General features: G+C 65.7%; 12 protein-coding genes. 9 read left to right on the top strand and 3 right to left on the bottom strand.

All coding sequences use genetic code 11. From position 1 onward, the window contains the following. The first annotated feature begins 100 nt into the window (after positions 1-100). Complete coding sequence (locus ACEN98_RS08960; RefSeq protein WP_176936259.1) at positions 101-499, top strand: VOC family protein; 399 nt, start codon at positions 101-103, stop codon at positions 497-499. Positions 500-514: 15 nt separating this feature from the next. Here ACEN98_RS08960 and ACEN98_RS08965 read toward each other — a convergent pair whose 3' ends face one another. Together ACEN98_RS08965 and ACEN98_RS08970 are read right to left on the bottom strand one after the other, a co-directional pair. Continuing rightward, a complete protein-coding gene (locus tag ACEN98_RS08965) occupies positions 515-904 on the bottom strand; it encodes a VOC family protein (protein WP_413383577.1) in 390 nt (129 codons plus the stop codon). Positions 905-949: 45 nt separating this feature from the next. Continuing rightward, entirely contained in the window at positions 950-1,732 is a 783-nt protein-coding gene (locus ACEN98_RS08970; protein ID WP_413339545.1) for a PhzF family phenazine biosynthesis protein, read from the bottom strand. 78 nt (positions 1,733-1,810) lie between these two features. On the opposite strand from ACEN98_RS08970, the gene ACEN98_RS08975 reads away from it, so the two are divergent. From ACEN98_RS08975 to ACEN98_RS08990, 4 genes are all read left to right on the top strand, one after another. Next, positions 1,811-5,041 carry an error-prone DNA polymerase gene (locus tag ACEN98_RS08975; protein ID WP_413383580.1) on the top strand — a complete coding sequence of 1,077 codons (3,231 nt, stop codon included), beginning with the start codon at positions 1,811-1,813 and terminating at the stop codon, positions 5,039-5,041. Positions 5,042-5,411: 370 nt separating this feature from the next. Then, the gene (gene leuA / locus ACEN98_RS08980) at positions 5,412-7,076 is read left to right on the top strand and encodes a 2-isopropylmalate synthase (protein ID WP_413383582.1); all 1,665 of its coding nucleotides are present in this window, start codon (positions 5,412-5,414) and stop codon (positions 7,074-7,076) included. Between the two features lie 79 nt (positions 7,077-7,155). Further along, positions 7,156-7,884, top strand: coding sequence for a 4Fe-4S dicluster domain-containing protein (locus ACEN98_RS08985; RefSeq protein WP_413383584.1), 729 nt, complete (start codon positions 7,156-7,158; stop codon positions 7,882-7,884). After that, a complete protein-coding gene (locus ACEN98_RS08990) occupies positions 7,884-10,532 on the top strand; it encodes a molybdopterin-dependent oxidoreductase (protein ID WP_413383586.1) in 2,649 nt (882 codons plus the stop codon). The genes ACEN98_RS08985 and ACEN98_RS08990 overlap by 1 nt, the downstream gene beginning before the upstream one ends. A 4-nt stretch (positions 10,533-10,536) precedes the next feature. Here ACEN98_RS08990 and ACEN98_RS08995 read toward each other — a convergent pair whose 3' ends face one another. Further along, positions 10,537-12,156 carry a methyl-accepting chemotaxis protein gene (locus ACEN98_RS08995; RefSeq protein WP_413383588.1) on the bottom strand — a complete coding sequence of 540 codons (1,620 nt, stop codon included), beginning with the start codon at positions 12,154-12,156 and terminating at the stop codon, positions 10,537-10,539. Positions 12,157-12,376: 220 nt separating this feature from the next. Between ACEN98_RS08995 and ACEN98_RS09000 the strand changes: the two genes are divergently transcribed. From ACEN98_RS09000 to ACEN98_RS09015, 4 genes are all read left to right on the top strand, one after another. Continuing rightward, a complete protein-coding gene (locus tag ACEN98_RS09000; RefSeq protein WP_413383590.1) occupies positions 12,377-13,705 on the top strand; it encodes an amidohydrolase in 1,329 nt (442 codons plus the stop codon). Between the two features lie 234 nt (positions 13,706-13,939). Then, a complete protein-coding gene (locus ACEN98_RS09005; protein WP_413383592.1) occupies positions 13,940-14,632 on the top strand; it encodes a contractile injection system protein, VgrG/Pvc8 family in 693 nt (230 codons plus the stop codon). Further along, entirely contained in the window at positions 14,629-14,979 is a 351-nt protein-coding gene (locus ACEN98_RS09010) for a DUF3274 domain-containing protein (RefSeq protein ID WP_413383594.1), read from the top strand. Before ACEN98_RS09005 ends, ACEN98_RS09010 begins: the two co-directional genes overlap by 4 nt. Beyond that, positions 14,976-16,808, top strand: a complete 1,833-nt coding sequence (locus ACEN98_RS09015) for a DUF2875 family protein (protein WP_413383597.1) — start codon at positions 14,976-14,978, stop codon at positions 16,806-16,808. Before ACEN98_RS09010 ends, ACEN98_RS09015 begins: the two co-directional genes overlap by 4 nt. Positions 16,809-16,818 lie beyond the last annotated feature (10 nt).

The raw sequence follows: 16,818 nt of genomic DNA on the forward strand, positions 1-16,818 counted from the left end.
GCCCAAAATCGGGCTCTGACCCCGGTGTTCATGTCGATTTCGTGATGCCTTGTTCGTCGTAGGCATGTGGCATCCATTTCACCCAACACTAGGAGGCATCATGAACAAGCAGATCTTCGTCAACCTGGCCGTCAAGGACCTGGACAAATCCAAGGCGTTCTTCGAGGCGCTGGGCTATACCTTCAATCCCCAGTTCACCAACGAGAGCGGTGCCTGCATGGTGATCGCGGACGGCAGCATCTACGCGATGCTGCTCACGGAACCGTTCTTCAAGACGTTCGTCGACAAGCCCCTCGTGCAGGCGAAGGAAGCGACGGAAGTCCTCGTCTGCCTGAGCTGCGAGAGCCGCGAGGAAGTGGATGCGCTGGTGGCGAAAGCCGTGGCTGCCGGCGGACGCGCACCGCGCCCGCCGCAGGACCACGGCTTCATGTATGGCCACGGGTTCGAAGACCTCGATGGCCATATCTGGGAACTGGCCTGGATGGCGCCCCAGGCTTGAATTAATTTATTGACTTCAGTTCATCGAGTGTAATCCGATGATGTTGCCCTCGGTATCTTCGACGAGGGCGATGTGGCCGTACTGCCCGATCGAGAACTTGTCCTTGAAGATGCGCCCGCCGTTCGCGGCGGCGCGCGCTGCCTCGACGGCGCAGTCGGCGCAGCTGAAATAGACGATCGTGCTGTTGCCGCCGGCCTTGCAGCCTTCCATCTTGACGATCGAGCCGGCCGCACCGCCGGCGTTCGGGTCGCCCGTGAAGGCCCACATCTCCAGGCCGCCCGGCGCTTCGCTGCCTTCCGGCGCGAGGTTGTCCAGTTTTGTTTCGAACACGGCTTCATAGAAAGCGCGGGCGCGCTTCATGTCGTCCACATAGATTTCGAACCAGCCTACGACGTTCCGTTCCATTTCGGTCTCCTTGATGAGTGGGTTGGGGGGTACAACGCCTGCGAATCAAATGGTTTCGACCGCGCCGCCGACGAGAATGGCGGCACCTTCCTTGCGCGTGCGGATCAGGCAATCGCCGCCCGTCGCGCGACCCTGGCGCAGCCGGATGCCCAGGCCGAGCAATGCCGTCAGCGCACCGGCCGCGACGCCCGTCGCGCTGTCTTCCAGCCGCGGGTCGAGGTGGTTGAAGTTGCGGCCCTCGAACGTGCCGTCGTCCCGGCGGCACCAGGCATAGATGCCGTTGATGCCCGCTTCCTTGCCCCACGCGGCGATGCGTGCGAGGTCGGGCGCGAGGCCATATAAAGCGTCCGTATCCGCCACCTTGACGAGCAGCTTGGGACTGCCGACCGACGCCACGCGCGGCGGCGTGCCCAGCGACGCCGCCGGTACGCCCAGCAGTTCGGCCGCCACGTCGGCGGTCACGTCCCGCGCCGCCACCGGCTGCGCGGACAATCGCACGAAATATTCCTCGCCGCCCCGCACCAGTTCCAGATGTTGTCCTTCGACCGCCGTGCGTACGGCGATGGCGCCCGCGTGCGGATCGCGCGCGAACAGCACGGCCGCCACCGCCAGCGTCGCATGGAGACACAGCGGGCTGCGCTTGTGCGGATAGTAGTAATCGACGGACAACGCACCGTCGCTCCCCACGTCGATGAAGACGCAGGTCGTGTCGCGCGCGCGGGCGAGGGCCTGGCGTGCATCCGGGTCTTGTTCTTTGTCCTCGATGACGAGGGCCGGGTTCCCGGTACCTGGACGGGAACTGAAGCAGCGCAAAGAATGGATGTGCATATTTGGCAAGGTCGGGTTCGTCGGATATACTGGGTTTATATACAGTATTTCATAATACACCATTTTGCCTGAAATGCCATGCCAAATCTTCCGCCGACCCGCCTGAGTCCACCCACGCACGATCCCCACCTGGGCGCGGCGGCAGGGCTACCGGCGTATGCGGAACTGTTTTGCCTGTCGAACTTTTCGTTCCTGCAAGGCGCGTCGCATGCGGAAGAACTGGTGGACCGCGCCGTGCAACTGGGCTACACGGCGCTGGCGCTGGCGGACGAGTGCTCGCTGGCCGGCGTCGTGCGCGCGCATGCGGAAGCGAAGCGGGCCAAGCTGCCGTTCATCGTCGGCGCGCATTTTCATCTGCAGCATCCGGAGGATGGCAGCCGCGCGTTGTCCCTGTTATTGCTGGCGCAAAACCGCAACGGCTACGGCAACCTGTCCGAGATGATCACGCTGGGCCGCACGCGCAGCGAGAAGGGCACGTACCGGCTGCATCCGTCCGATTTCGATGCGCCGCCCGAAGGCCTCGAGCACCTGCGCGGCATGCCGGACTGCCTGGCGATCCTGCTGCCCGCGTATTCGGGCCACTCATTTGCCCAACCTTCGGAAGACGTCGACCGCCTGCACCATCAGACCGCGTGGCTGGCGCAGACGTTCCCCGGCCGCGCGTGGCTCGGCCTCACGCTGCTGCACCGCGCGTTCGACGACGCGCACCGCGCCACCATCGAGGAAGTGGCGTGGCAGCACGGCATGCGCATCGTCGCGTGCGGCCATGTGACGATGCACGTCCGTTCGCGCAAACCGCTGCAGGACACGATGACGGCCATCCGCGCCGGCAAGCCCGTGGCGCAGTGCGGCTACCAGCTGGCGCCGAACGCGGAGCAGCACCTGCGCTCGCGCGTGCGCCTCGCGAACATCTATCCGCGCGCGGCGCTGGACGAGACGGTGCGCATCGCGCGCCTGTGCACGTTCTCGCTGGACGAGCTGCGCTACGAATACCCGGACGAGGTGGTCCCGGCCGGCCACACGGCCGCGAGCTACCTGCGCGAGCAGACCTGGATCGGCGCGCACCGGCGCTTCACGGAAGGCATCCCGGCGAAGGTCCAGGCGCAGATCGAATACGAGCTCGCGCTGATCGCCGAGATGCGCTACGAGCACTACTTCCTGACCGTGTACGACATCGTGCGCTACGCGCGCTCGCAACACATCCTGTGCCAGGGCCGCGGCTCGGCGGCCAATTCCGCCGTGTGCTACTGCCTGGGCATCACGGAAGTCGATCCGGCGCGGGGCAACCTGCTGTTCGAGCGCTTCATCTCGAAGGAGAGGAACGAACCGCCCGACATCGACGTCGACTTCGAGCACCAGCGCCGCGAGGAAGTCATCCAGTACATCTACCGGAAGTACGGGCGCACCCGCGCGGCGCTGGCGGCCGTCGTCATCAGCTACCGCCCGAAAAGCGCGCTGCGCGACAGCGGCCGCGCGCTCGGCGTGGACCTCGCCATCGTCGACAAGGTGTGCAAGCAGCACCACTGGTTCGACGGCAAGGCCGACCTGCTGAACCGCCTGGCCGAGAGCGGGCTCGATCCGGATGCGCCGTTGTCGCAGCAATGGGCGTCGCTGGCGCAACGCCTGCTCGGTTTTCCGCGCCACCTGTCGCAGCATCCGGGCGGGTTCGTGATGGCGCGCGGGCAGTTGTCGCGCCTCGTCCCCATCGAGAACGCGACGATGGAAGACCGCAGCGTGATCCAGTGGGACAAGGACGATCTCGAGGAACTGGGCCTCATGAAGGTCGACGTGCTGGCGCTCGGCATGCTGTCGATGCTGCGCCGCGGGCTGGAACTGGTCGGCCTGCGCCATGGCACGACGTTCGAGATGCAGGACATCCCGCACGACGATCCGGCCACGTACGCGATGATCCGCCGCGCGGACACGGTCGGCGTCTTCCAGATCGAATCGCGCGCGCAAATGAGCATGCTGCCGCGGATGAAGCCGAAGACGTTCTACGACCTCGTGATCCAGGTTGCGATCGTGCGTCCCGGCCCGATCCAGGGCGGCATGGTGCATCCGTATTTGCAGCGGCGCGAGCAGAAGGAGCCGGTCAAGTATCCGAGCCCGGACATGAAGGTGGCGCTGGAACGGACGCTGGGCGTGCCGATCTTCCAGGAGCAGGTGATGCAGGTGGCGATCCTCGCGGCCGGCTTCACCCCGGGCGAAGCGGACCAGCTGCGCCGCGCGATGGCCGCGTGGAAGCGCAAGGGCGGGCTCGAAAAATACTACCAGCGCATCGTCGGCGGCATGCTCGCGAAAGGCTACGAGCAGTCGTTCGCGGAGCAGATCTTCAGCCAGATCCAGGGCTTCGGCGAATACGGCTTTCCCGAATCGCACGCGGCCAGCTTCGCGCTGCTCGCGTATGCCAGTTCCTGGCTCAAGTGCCACGAGCCCGCCGCGTTCCTGTGCGCGCTGCTGAACAGCCAGCCGATGGGCTTCTACAGCCCGTCGCAGCTCGTGCAGGACGCGCGCCGGCACGGCATCGAGGTGCGTCCCGTCGACATCACGATCAGCAGCTGGGAGTCCACGCTGGAAGACCTCGACGATCATGCACGCGGCCAGCCCGCAGTGCGCCTCGGCCTGCACATGCTGCGCGGGATGGCGCAGGAAGCGGCGGAGCGCATCGAGCTCGCGCGTGCGCTGCGGCCGTTCGCGAACGTCGCCGACCTCGCGCGCCGCGCGGGACTCGATCGCGGCGACCTGCAGGTGCTCGCCGCCGGCAATGCGCTCGGACCGCTCGCGGGCCACCGCCGCCAGGCCTTGTGGGAAGCGGCGGGCGCCGTGCCCGACAAGGATTTATTGAAGCCCACGGCGCCCGTCGAGGACGTGCCCGAGCTGCCCGCGCCGCAGGAGGGCGAGGAGATCGTCGGCGACTACCGCGCGCAGGGCCTCACGTTGGGCCGCCATCCGCTGGCGCTGCTGCGCGACCGGCTGCTGGCGCAGCGCTTCCTGCCGGCCGACGTGTTGCACGATTTCCAGAATGGCCAGCTCGCGCGCGCCTGCGGCATCGTCACCGTGCGCCAGCGTCCCGGCACGGCGAAGGGCGTGCTGTTCCTGACCATCGAGGACGAGACGGGCAACATCAACGTGATCGTCTGGCCGCAGCTCGTCGAGCAGCAGCGGCGCGAAGTGCTGAACGCGTCGCTGCTGGGCGTGTACGGCGTGTGGCAGCGCGAAGGCGAAGTGCGTCACCTCGTCGCCAGGCGCCTCGTCGACATGTCGCACCTGCTCGGCAAGCTCGATGCGCGCAGTCGTGACTTTTGCTAGGTTTTGCTTGACACAATCGGCATAAACTTTTTATATTAAAAGAATGCTCACCGCGAACTCCACCTTTCTGACTTCCCTAGCGCTACCGCTAGTGCTACCGCACCTGGCCTGAATCGCCATTCCCGCAGCTCGTCCTCAGTTCGTCTGCCGTGCCGTACCGCCGAAGTTTCAGAATAAGGTTCGCCATTCCATGTTCTCTCCCGTCTTTCGACTAGCGTCCGGTTGCCTGGCCACGTGCCCCGTGGCAGCCGGGCAGCCTTTCCGCCACCTCTGATTTTCGTCGTCTGGATTCCGTGATCCGCATGCGCGCGCCATGCGGCAGGGACCCGTCGCGTCCGCGTTTTCCCACAGCCCTGAAAAGGAGTCGTCCATGTTGTCGCACCCCGCAGCAAAGTACCGCCGTTTCCCGACCGTCCCCACCGAATCTCTCGTCACCTTCCGCGCCTGGCCGGACCGCATCATCGCCCGTCCGCCCATCTGGATGAGCACCGACCTGCGCGACGGGAACCAGGCCCTGATCGAGCCGATGAGCGTGGAGCGCAAGCTGCGCATGTTCGAACAGCTCGTCAAGATCGGCTTCAAGGAAATCGAAGTCGCGTTTCCCTCCGCGTCGCAGACGGATTTCGATTTCGTGCGCAAGCTGATCGAGGAAGACCGCATTCCGGACGACGTGACGATCGAGGTGCTGACCCAGTCGCGCGAGGACCTGATCCGCCGCACCGTGGACTCGCTGCAGGGGGCGCGGCGCGCCATCGTCCACCTCTACAATCCGATCGCGCCCGCGTTCCGCCGCATCGTGTTCGGCGCGACCCGGGAAGACGTCAAGCAGATCGCGCTGAACGGCACCCGCCTGATCAAGGAACTGACCGACGCGCGGCCCGGCACGGAATGGGTCTTCGAGTACTCGCCGGAGACGTTCAGCATGACGGAGCTGGAGTTTTCAAAGGAGGTGTGCGATGCGGTCTCCGCGATCTGGCAGCCGACGCCGGACCGCAGGATGATCGTCAACCTGCCGTCGACGGTCGAGTGCAGCACGCCGAACGTGTATGCCGACCAGATCGAATGGATGCACCGCCACCTGGAGCGGCGCGACGCCATCGTCTTGTCCGTCCATCCGCACAACGACCGCGGCACGGCCGTCGCGTCGGCGGAACTGGCGGTGATGGCGGGCGCCGACCGCGTCGAAGGCTGTTTGTTCGGGAACGGCGAACGCACCGGCAACGTGGACATCGTCACCCTGGCGCTGAACCTGTACACGCAGGGCATCCACCCGGGCCTCGATTTTTCCGACATCGACGCGGTGCGCCAGTGCGTCGAGGACTGCAACCAGCTGCCCGTCCACCCGCGCCATCCGTATGCGGGCGATCTCGTGTTCACCGCGTTCTCCGGCTCGCACCAGGACGCGATCAGGAAGGGCTTCGCGCAGCAACAGTCCGACGCGATCTGGGAAGTGCCATACCTGCCCATCGATCCGGCCGACCTGGGACGCAATTACGATGCCGTGATCCGCGTGAACAGCCAGTCGGGCAAGGGCGGCATCGCGTACCTGCTCGAACAGGAATACGGCTTTGTCCTGCCGCGCCGGCTGCAGATCGAATTCAGCCGCGCCGTGCAGCACGCGACGGACAGCAGCGGACGCGAAGTCGCCGCCGCCGACATCCACGCGATCTTCCGCGGCGAGTACCTGGACCCGGGCCGTCATGTCTATCGCGGTCACGCCATGTCGAATGAAGGAGAAAACGGCACGCGGCTGGAGGTCGACATCGAGATCGACGGCGTGCGCACGACCCGTCACGGCATCGGCAACGGCCCGATCGACGCGTTCGTGAATGCGCTGGACCTCGACGTCAAGGTGATGGATTACCACGAGCACGCGCTGGGCCGCGGCGCCGATGCGCAGGCCGCGTGCTACGTCGAGCTGCGCGTCGGCAGCGGCGGTTCGCTGTTCGGCGTCGGTGTGGACGGCAGCATCATGACCGCGTCGTTCCGGGCGATCCTCAGTGGCGTGAACCGCCACTTCGCGGCCGCGGCGTAACACGTTGTGAAGGGGCCGCGCGGCGCGATCGTTTATCATCGTGGGTTTCGCGCCCGCGCGGTCCACCATTCTTCACGCCATGACACCTGAAAAAACTCCGCACTGGGGCCTGGCCATCGACACCGAGCGCTGCATCGGCTGCCATGCCTGCTCCGTCGCCTGCAAGGTCGAGAACTCGGTCTACCTCGGCATGTTCCGCACCAAGGTCTATTACCACGACTTCCACGGCAAGAACGCCGCCGGCAAGGTCACGCCGAAGCGCGCGTTCCTGCCCGCCCTGTGCATGCAGTGCGAGGACGCGCCGTGCCTGAAGGCGTGTCCCACCGAATCGATCCGCCGCGACGCGGACGGCGTCGTGCGCATCGACGTGGACAGCTGCGACCGGTCGCGCGACTGCATCGCCGCGTGCCCGTACGGCGCCATCCACATCGATCCGGTCGCGCAGGTCGCGGACAAGTGCGACTTCTGCAGTCACCGGCTCGACGCCGGCATGCAGCCGGCGTGCGTGGAGGCGTGTCCCGCCGACGTGTTCGCGTTCGGCGACCTGAACGACCCGGGCAGCGCCGTGAGCCGCTTCAACGCGCGGCACGGGAAGGAGCTGGCCGTGCTCAAGCCGCAGGAGGGCACGAGGCCGGCCGTGCATTACCGCGGCATCGGCACCGTCGTGCCGCGCGCCGTCGAGAACAAGCTGCCGAAGGGCCGCAACCACGATCCGTTCACGTACGAGATCGACACGTGGGCGGAGCTGCGCGCCGATTACGGCACCGTCGTCGGCAACGCGACGGCCAAACCGAAGGGAGGCAAGTGATGGAACGACGCGGTTTCCTCAAGTCCGGTCTCGGCGCGCTGGCCACGCTGGCCGTCGGCGAGACCATCCTGCTCGCTCCGGGCGATGCTGCGGCCGCCGCCGCCGAGCCATTGAACTACGCGACCGGCGCGGACGGCAAGGCACGCAAGCGGCACGTCGACTACCGCACGGCCACGGCGGTGAAAAGCGTGTGCCTGAACTGCTCCACCGTGTGCGGCATCGAGGGGTTCGTCGAGGACGGCAAGGTCGTCAAGATCCGCGGCAATCCGCTCGATCCGAACCTCGGCAGCTTCATGACGTGCGCGAAGGGGCAGAGCGGTCCCACGATCAACACGTATCCCGAGCGCCTGCTGTACCCGCTCAAGCGCGTGGGCAAGCGGGGCGAGGGCCTGTGGAAGCGCATCACGTGGGACGAGGCGTACGACGAGATCGCGGCGCGCATCCGCAAGAGCATCGCGGACGGTCACCCCGAGCGCGTGGCGATCCACCAGGGCCGCTCGCGCTACGAGGCGGAGTTCGCACGCTTCCTGAACGCGGTCGGCTCGCCCGTCCTGCTGAACCACCGCGCGCTGTGTTCGTCGAACAAGCGCGCCGCCAACTACGTGAGCCTGGGCGAGACCGACTGGGAATCGATCGACGCCGAGCGCTGCCGCTACTTCCTGAACTTCGGCGCCAATTTTTATGAGGCCCACCAAGGCGGCCTGCATCTGGTAAAACGCGTCGTCAAGGCGCGCTTCGACCACGGCGCCAAGCTTGTGACGTTCGACGTGCGCATGTCGAATACCGCGGGCCGCAGCGATGAATGGTTCCAGCCGCATCCGGGCACCGAAGGCGCGATCGCGCTCGCGATGGCGCACGTGATCCTGCGCGAGAACCTGCACGACCGCGCCTTCATCGAGGACTTCGTGCAGCCCGGCGAGGCGCAGCTGCGCACGTGGCTGAAGGATTGCACGCCGGCGTGGGCGCAGGCCCAGTCGGGCGTGCCGGCTGCGGACATCGAACGGATCGCGATCGAGTTCGCACGCGCGCGTCCCGCCGTCGCCGCCTTCACCAACCGCGGCACGGGCGCGCACTACAACGGCTTCAACAACGAACGCGCCGTCGTCATGCTCAATGCGCTGGTCGGTTCCGTCGGCCGCCCGGGCGGCTATTGCTACGGGCTCGAGGAGAAGCTGGCGCCGGCGAAGTACCCGGCGCCGCAGCCCGAGCCGCCCAAGGTCAGGATCCGCACCGACCTGGAAGACCCGCCGGAGTGGCCGCTGGCGAACCGGTGGCAGAAGATGAAGGTGGGCCAGGTCGTGTACGACTACCTGGAGCAGGGCCGCGCGCAGCTCGACGTCTACCTGAGCTACACGATCGTGTCCCCGATGACGTGGCCGGAGGGCCGCGCGACGGCCGCCCGTGTGCTGGCCGACGAAAAGCTGATCCCGTTCCACGCCTGCTCGGACATCGTGTATTCCGAGATGGCGCACTGGGCCGACCTGATCCTGCCCGATGCGACCTATCTCGAACGGTGGGGCATGGACATCCGCAACAACCTCGAGCTGCAGCACTACGTGATGCTGCGCCAGCCGATGACGGCGCCGCCGGGCGAGGCGCGGTCCTTCCCCGAGGTCCTGTTCGACGTGGGCCGGCGCCTGGCGCCGGAGCAGGCGAAGTATTTCGCGTTCGGCGCGCACGAGGACTTCGTGCGCGCGCAGTGTTCGAAGCTGCCGACGCAAGGTCCGGACGGCCGCACGTTCGCGTCGGGCTTCGACTATATGAAGCACTACGGCGTGCATGTGGACACGAGCCAGCCCAAGACTTACGAAGTGTACCGCCGCAGGCTCGGTGCCGCGCAACTGGACGGTACGCGCGTCGACGGCACGGGCCGCATTCTCAAGATGGACAAGACGGGCAAGGAGCGCGCCATCGGGATGATGGTGAAGGGCGAGCCGCTGCGCGGGTTCGCCACGCCGTCGCGCCGCTTCGAGATCCTCGCGCCGGAAGTGGCGGAGGTCGCGACGAAGGCGGGCATGGCGGACGACGGCATGCCGGCATTCCACCCCGTGCCCGGCCTGGACCGGCTTGCCGACGACCGCTTCGTCCTGACGACGTTCAAGTGGAACGTGCACACGCAGGGCCGCACGGCGTCGCAAAAATACCTGTCCGAGATCGTGCACGACAACCCGATGTGGATGCATCCCAAGGTCGCGCGGCGTATCGGCGTGAAGTCCGGCGACATGGTCGAACTGACGACCTACCGCCCCCGCTCGGGCACACTGGGCGACGTCGCCTTCAAGGCCGCGCCCGCGGGACGCGAGGAGGTCGTGGGCCGCGCGCGCATCCGCGTGTTCGTCACCGACGCCATCCATCCGAAGGTGCTGGCCGTGTCGAACTCGCTGGGCTGGCAGGTGGGCGGGCGCGCCGCGCAGGGCCGCGCGGGCGCGCGCGACGCCGTGCTCGATGCCACCGGCCAGGCGCCGATGCGCAAGAGCCTTGCGCCGGCGCCGCGCGTCGACGACCTCACGAACGGCGTGTGGTGGGACGCGCGCAACGGCGGGCGGGGCAACGGCGTGAACATCAACGCCATCCTGCCCGTCAACCCGGCGCCGCTGGTGGGCATGCAGTCGTGGTTCGACACGGTCTGCAGCGTGCGCAAGGTGTAAGGGGTCAGAAGGTCGCCGGCAGGGCGGGGCGTGCGACGGGCCTTGCCGCCACCGGCGCAGCCAGGCTGAACCCGCGCTCGACCTTGAACACGCCGACCACTTCGGCCAGCGTCGCCGCCTGCTCCTGCATCGACGCGGCGGCCGCCGCCGCTTCCTCGACGAGCGCCGCGTTCTGCTGGGTCACCTGGTCCATCTGGCCGATGGCCTGGTTGACCTGCTCGATGCCGCCCGTCTGCTCCTGCGTGGCGCTCGTGATCTCGGCCATGATGTCGGTCACGCGGCGGATGCTGCCGACCACCTGTTCCATCGTCGCGCCGGCCTGGTCGACGAGCTTCGTGCCCGCGTCCACGTTGGCCGTCGACGTGGCGATCAGGTCCTTGATCTCCTTCGCCGCGGCGGCCGAGCGCTGCGCGAGGTTGCGCACTTCCGACGCCACGACCGCGAAGCCGCGTCCCTGTTCGCCGGCGCGCGCCGCTTCCACGGCCGCGTTCAATGCGAGGATGTTGGTCTGGAAGGCGATACCGTCGATGACGCCGATGATGTCGGCGATGCGGCTGGCCGACGCGTTGATGGCGCCCATCGTCGTGACGACTTCGCCGACCACGGCGCCGCCCTGCGTGGCGATGCTTGATGCCGCGATGGCGAGCTGGTTGGCCTGGCGCGCATTGTCCGCGTTCTGGCGCACGGTCGTCGTCAGTTCTTCCATCGACGCGGCCGTCTCTTCCAGCGCGCCGGCCTGCTGCTCGGTGCGGGCCGACAGATCGAGGTTGCCCGCGCTGATCTCGCGCGAAGCCGTCGCGATGGTGTCCGTACCGCCGCGCACCTGGCTGACGATGCCCACCAGGCTGTCGTTCATGTGGCGCAGGGCGCGCAGCAGGGCGCCCGTCTCGTCCTGCGTATGCGCTTCGATCGTATGCGTCAGGTCGCCGGCCGCCACCGTCTCGGCCACGGCCACCGCGGCGCGGATCGGCAGCACGATGCCGCGCGTGAGCAGCCACGACACGAGGGCGCCCAGCGCCAGCGCGCAGCTGCTGAAGATGACGATCAGGCGGGTGCTGAGCGTCGCGTCGGCATCGATCGCGGCGGCGGTGGCATCCATGCTGGTGCGCTGCATGACGACGAGGTCTTGCAGCAGTGCCTGGTATTTCTGGGCGGCCGGCGTGAACGCTTGGTCGAGGATGCGCGCGGCTTCGTCCGCGTTGCCGTCGGCCTTGGCCTTGACGGCGCCGTCGCGCGACGCGCTGTACGTCTTGCGCTGTTCGACGATTTGCGCGAACAGGTCATGTTCCGGACCGCTGGCCGCGATCAGCGGTTCGATCTGCTTGAGCAGTTCGGCGGCGCGCTTCACCGAGGCCGCCGCGTCGTCCTTGAAGTACGGGCCGAGCGACGGGTCGGTGCTCTTGACGATGGCGGCGGTACGGCGGATCGACGCGTAGTTCAGGCTGTACCAGTCCGTGATCAGGCGTTCCTTCGTGAGCGGCACGGCCATCATGGCCTTGGTCGCGTTGGCGACTTCGGTGAGGCGCCACGCGCCGACCGCGGCGATCGCCACCGTCATCGCGAGGATGAGGGCGAAGCCCAGGCCGAGGCGTCGGCCGATCTTCATGTTTGCAATGAGTCCCATCGTGAGTCCTTGTGAAACGAAGGGGCATATTGTACGCATCATATTTTCCACTTGGAAAAATAAATTCTGTAAAGAAACTTTTACGCAACACTCCACTACGTAGTTTCCACAGGCTGCCTATGGGAATTGTTAAACGATCCATTGTCGCATTTGGACGCATCTGTTAGCGTAAAAAAGGGTGGCGGCATCGTCCACCCGTTTTTTTTGTTCACGGATACCCATGAAATCTTCCCGCATTCTCCGCACCACCCTGTTCCTGGCGGGCGTCATCGGCACCCAGGCCGCCGGCGCCGCCGCGCTGCCCGCGCCGTTCGCCGAACAGCTGAACGCCAGCTACCCGGCCATCGAAACGCTGTACCAGGACCTGCACCGCAACCCCGAGCTCGGGTTCAACGAACACCAGACCGCGGCCAAGCTGGCCGAGCGCGCCAAGGCGCTGGGCTTCGACGTCACGACCGGCGTCGGCGGCACCGGTGTCGTCGCCATCCTGCGCAACGGCCCCGGCCCGACCGTGATGCTGCGCACCGAGCTGGACGCACTGCCGGTCCAGGAAAAAACGAGCCTGCCGTTCGCCAGCAAGGTCACGACGAAGAACGCCGCCGGCGACACCGTCTCCGTGATGCACGCCTGCGGCCACGACCTGCACATGTCGGCGTGGTACGGCACCGCGAACCTGATGGCCGGGAACCGCAAGGCCTGGAGCGGCACGCTGATGCTCGTCGGCCAGCCGTCCGAGGAGCCGGTGAACGGCGCCAGCGCGATGCTGAAGGATGGCCTGTTCACGCGCTTCCCGAAACCGGATTACGCGCTGTCGTTCCATGACGACGCGTCCATGCCGTCCGGTACGATCATGTACCACGCCGGTCCGTTCCGCGCGTCGTCCGACGTCGTCAGCATCACCGTGTTCGGCCAGGGCGGCCATGGCGCGGTACCGCACGAGGCGCGCGACCCGATCGTGATGGCGTCGCGCATCGTGCTGGCGCTGCAGACGCTCGTCTCGCGCGAGAACAACCCGATCGACCCGGTCGTGATCACCGTGGGCAGCATCCACGGCGGCACGCAGGCGAACATCATTCCCGACCAGGTGACCTTGCAGCTGTCCGTGCGCACCTTCAAGCCGGAAGTGCGCAAGCGCGTGCTGGCCAGCATCGCGCGCGAAGCGAAGGGCGAAGCGATGGCCGCCGGCGCGCCGAAGGAACCGCTGGTGGAAGTGAAGCCGGGTACGGATTCGGTCTACAACGATCCGGAGACGCTGGCCCGCATGGTGAAGGCCGTGCAGGGCGCGGTGGGCCCCGAGTTCGTGAAGGAGATGCCGCCGAAGATGACGTCGGAAGATTTTTCGCAGTATGGCCAGCAACCGGGCGTGAAGGCGATCCTGCTGCACGTGGGCGCCGTCGACGCCGCCCGCCTGGACGCCGCGAAGAAGGCCGGCCAGCCGCTGCCGGGTACGCACTCGCCGCAGTGGGCGCCGGACTTCAAGCCGACCGTCGTCAATACCATCAAGGCCGAGACGGCGATTTTGCTCGACCTGATGCCGCCGAAGAAGTAAACAACGGCGGGGCGCAATGTCCTGCCAGCTCCGCCGGTTCATACAACCGGCGGAAATAGCGCCCTACCGCCCATGTGTTGGGCAGCCTTGGTAGTGCGCCATGTCCTGTGGTTTCACCACTGAAATTGCGCCAACGCATGATGAGACCTCTGACATGCGTGAATCATTATGCCTTTCCTGAGTTCCTGATCACGATTTGGCCGGGATGGCCTGTTGACATCGAGGAGATTCCCAATGGGCAAAGGCGTTTTGCGACGGGCGATCGAATTGGCGGAGTACAGGCTCGTCACACGTGAACGTCCGCTAGGCCTTGCGCTGTCTCGGTCCGGTGGCATACGTGATGACGTGCTATTGCCTCAACGTGTGCTCGGCAGTGAATCTATTTGCGGCGGTTTTGTTTATCGCATTCTGTGCGTGGCGGATGACGCGAGCCTGGCGCTGAAGGATTTCATCGGTGTGCCCGCCGAACTGCGCATCGTGACCGATCGTGGCCAGTTGCGTCGCATCTGCGGGATCGTCACCGAGGCTCTATCCGGCCAAAGCGATGGCGCTCTCGCGACGTACCAGTTGGTCATGCGCGATGCGATGTCAGTCATGGAAGGTCGCAGCAACACGCGTGTGTTTCGTAACCGGAGCGAACTGGATGTCGTCAGGACGCTGGTGTCTGAATGGCGCGCGCGCAGCGGTGTACTGCGCGCGACGTTCGATCTGGAAGTTGCTAAGGGTCTCGACAACAAGCATCCGCAACGCGAACTGATCATGCAGCACAACGAATCTGATGCCGCATTCATCCGACGCCTGCTGTGGCGGCGAGGGGTCGCGTGGATGTTCCGCAGCGGCTTGCCCGACCAGGAGACACGCTCCGGACAGGAGCCTGCTATTGGCCACACGCTCGTGCTGACAGCGCCAGGAACCATAGCCAGGTGACCGCTTATGATGTCGCGATCGGGAGCGGGAAGGCGTCCAGTGATCCCAGGTTTTATGCGTATTTGTGTGCGGTGGCGGATTGGCGGTTGAAGATGCCGGATTCAAAGGAAAAACCCCGTCCCGGCATATTGCGATGGGAGAAGTTCGTGACCGATTTCGGTGCCTACCTCCAGTGCGAACCACCGTGGCGGCATGAGCTCATCGAGGGCAACGCAAAGTACTACAGCTTCGGCAACCTGCCTCCATGCCTTCCGCTGTTGACGGGGAAACTGTGGGGGATCGTCGTGTCCGAGACCACGGCCGGAAAACGCGTAACCCAGACGAGCGACATGAAGGTGACGTCATGAGCAGTCCGGCGATCGGAGTTGCGAGTGACGTCAAGCGACCCGCGACGTGGCGGTATTTTGCCGGTGCGGTCATCGCTTTTCCCTTTGTATGCCTGTTGTGGATGATGCTCGATTTTCGGGTCTTGCACCCGGAACTGGCAAAAGTCAGCGTGGAGACGACGATGGATAGAATGCGTTGGTTCAGTGTGCCGCTAGTGTTGGTCATCCTGCTGTTTGGTGGCAAATGGCTTTACGCTTCATCTGCCGCTAACGCGCGCGAGCGCGAGTGGCAGCAGAAAAACCAGCAACTCCAGGAACAGGAAGCCGCCGCGCGTGCCGGGAAGGCACGCCGCGAATACGTGCTGGAAGTGATCGGCCTTGGGGTGACCTACGAAAAATACCGGCAGGGGAAGCTGTGGGACGTCCTTCAGATGGGGACGCCTTTCACCAGCATCCGCGAGCAGGATCCTAACAAATACGAATGGGCGGCTAACGACAAGATTGGCGCGAGCGGTGGACGTGCCTGCGACGCGTTGGAAAACGGCGCCGACTCATCCCCGATGTTCTGGGGCGTCCCCAGCTTTTATGCCGGAAGTCCGATTCCCGATCCTGCGCAACAACCGAGCGAGCTTCGGCCGATCGCAGGACTGGCCGCCAGCGCGGAAACCACTGGCATGGCATGGCATCTGTTCGTCACGGGACCATGGCAGCTGAGCGAACGCCCCGACCGGTTGCTAGAACAGGTGTTCGCGTTTTTCGACAGCCATCCGGACCTGCCATATGTCATCCTTCTGGCGGACGACAGCTCGGCCACACGTGATGGCGATCTTCCGCCAGAGGCTCCGCGGCTCATCAGGGATGGCTACTATATCCCTGACATGCCCGATTCCACGGCTGTTTTCGTCTTGGCGCGACGCGAGCGGGTCGAGCCGTTGCGGCCTTACGTATGGGACGACCCGGCCAACGACTATCTGCAGGAAAATCTTCGAAGGATGTACTACCACTTGAAGGAGTCAGCACCAACGCCGGCAAAACTGGCCAACCCGGAACAATTCGACGGCGGCCGCAATCCCACTGTCGCCGAATGGCTGAAGGCCGTAGCCGTCTTCGCCAAGCGCCCGGTCTTCGACAAGAATGAAGCCGACATCTCGCTGGCCGCCTTCCGCCGCTGGATGAACGATCCACCCAAGGACTGGAAGCCGACCCCGTGGTTCCCCGTCCCATGGAACCGCAACCAGATGGAAGCCTTCGACAACCTGTCTTCGCTCGGCTACATCCACCGCCCTGTCTTCGTGAAGTTCGAGGACGAGCACGGCGAGCCAGTCAAGCGGCGCGAGGCCCGCCAGAAGATCCTTGAGGCCGGGTGGCAGCAAGCGTTGCAGACCTTGCCTGACGCGGAGCGCGCAAAAGGCCCGGCCCGGATCGTCGGTGCGTTCGGCGACCATGTTGACCAGCAGGCGGCCCTGGAAGGCGTGCTGCATGCCTATGCCGCGCAGGGCGGGCCCGGGATCGACACAAGTAAGACGGCGCAATTCATCAACACCGATCGCCGCCTCGGCAATACCGGTGCCGCTACGTTCTTCATGCAGATGGCGCTGGGCGTGATGGGCAGCTATATCCATGGAGGCACGTCGGCTGCGATCAACCTGCGCGACCCCGCAGGGGCAAGCATCGTGTTCATCAGCCCTCCGACCGAGGCGTCCCTGAGCAAGCAGGAGGGCCGGGATGTGTTCAAGCACCAGGTGAAGCCAGCTGTTGACTCCGAAAACTACAAGCCGCCGACGGTTGGCGCTGTTCTCGGGGCAGAAGAAAGTCCGGCTATGAAAGACCAGGCGAATGCACAGCACTGATCGAGGCAAA

The organism is Massilia sp. CT11-137, from assembly GCF_047302885.1.
In the GTDB taxonomy this organism is placed as follows: Bacteria; Pseudomonadota; Gammaproteobacteria; order Burkholderiales; family Burkholderiaceae_D; genus Telluria; species Telluria orientalis.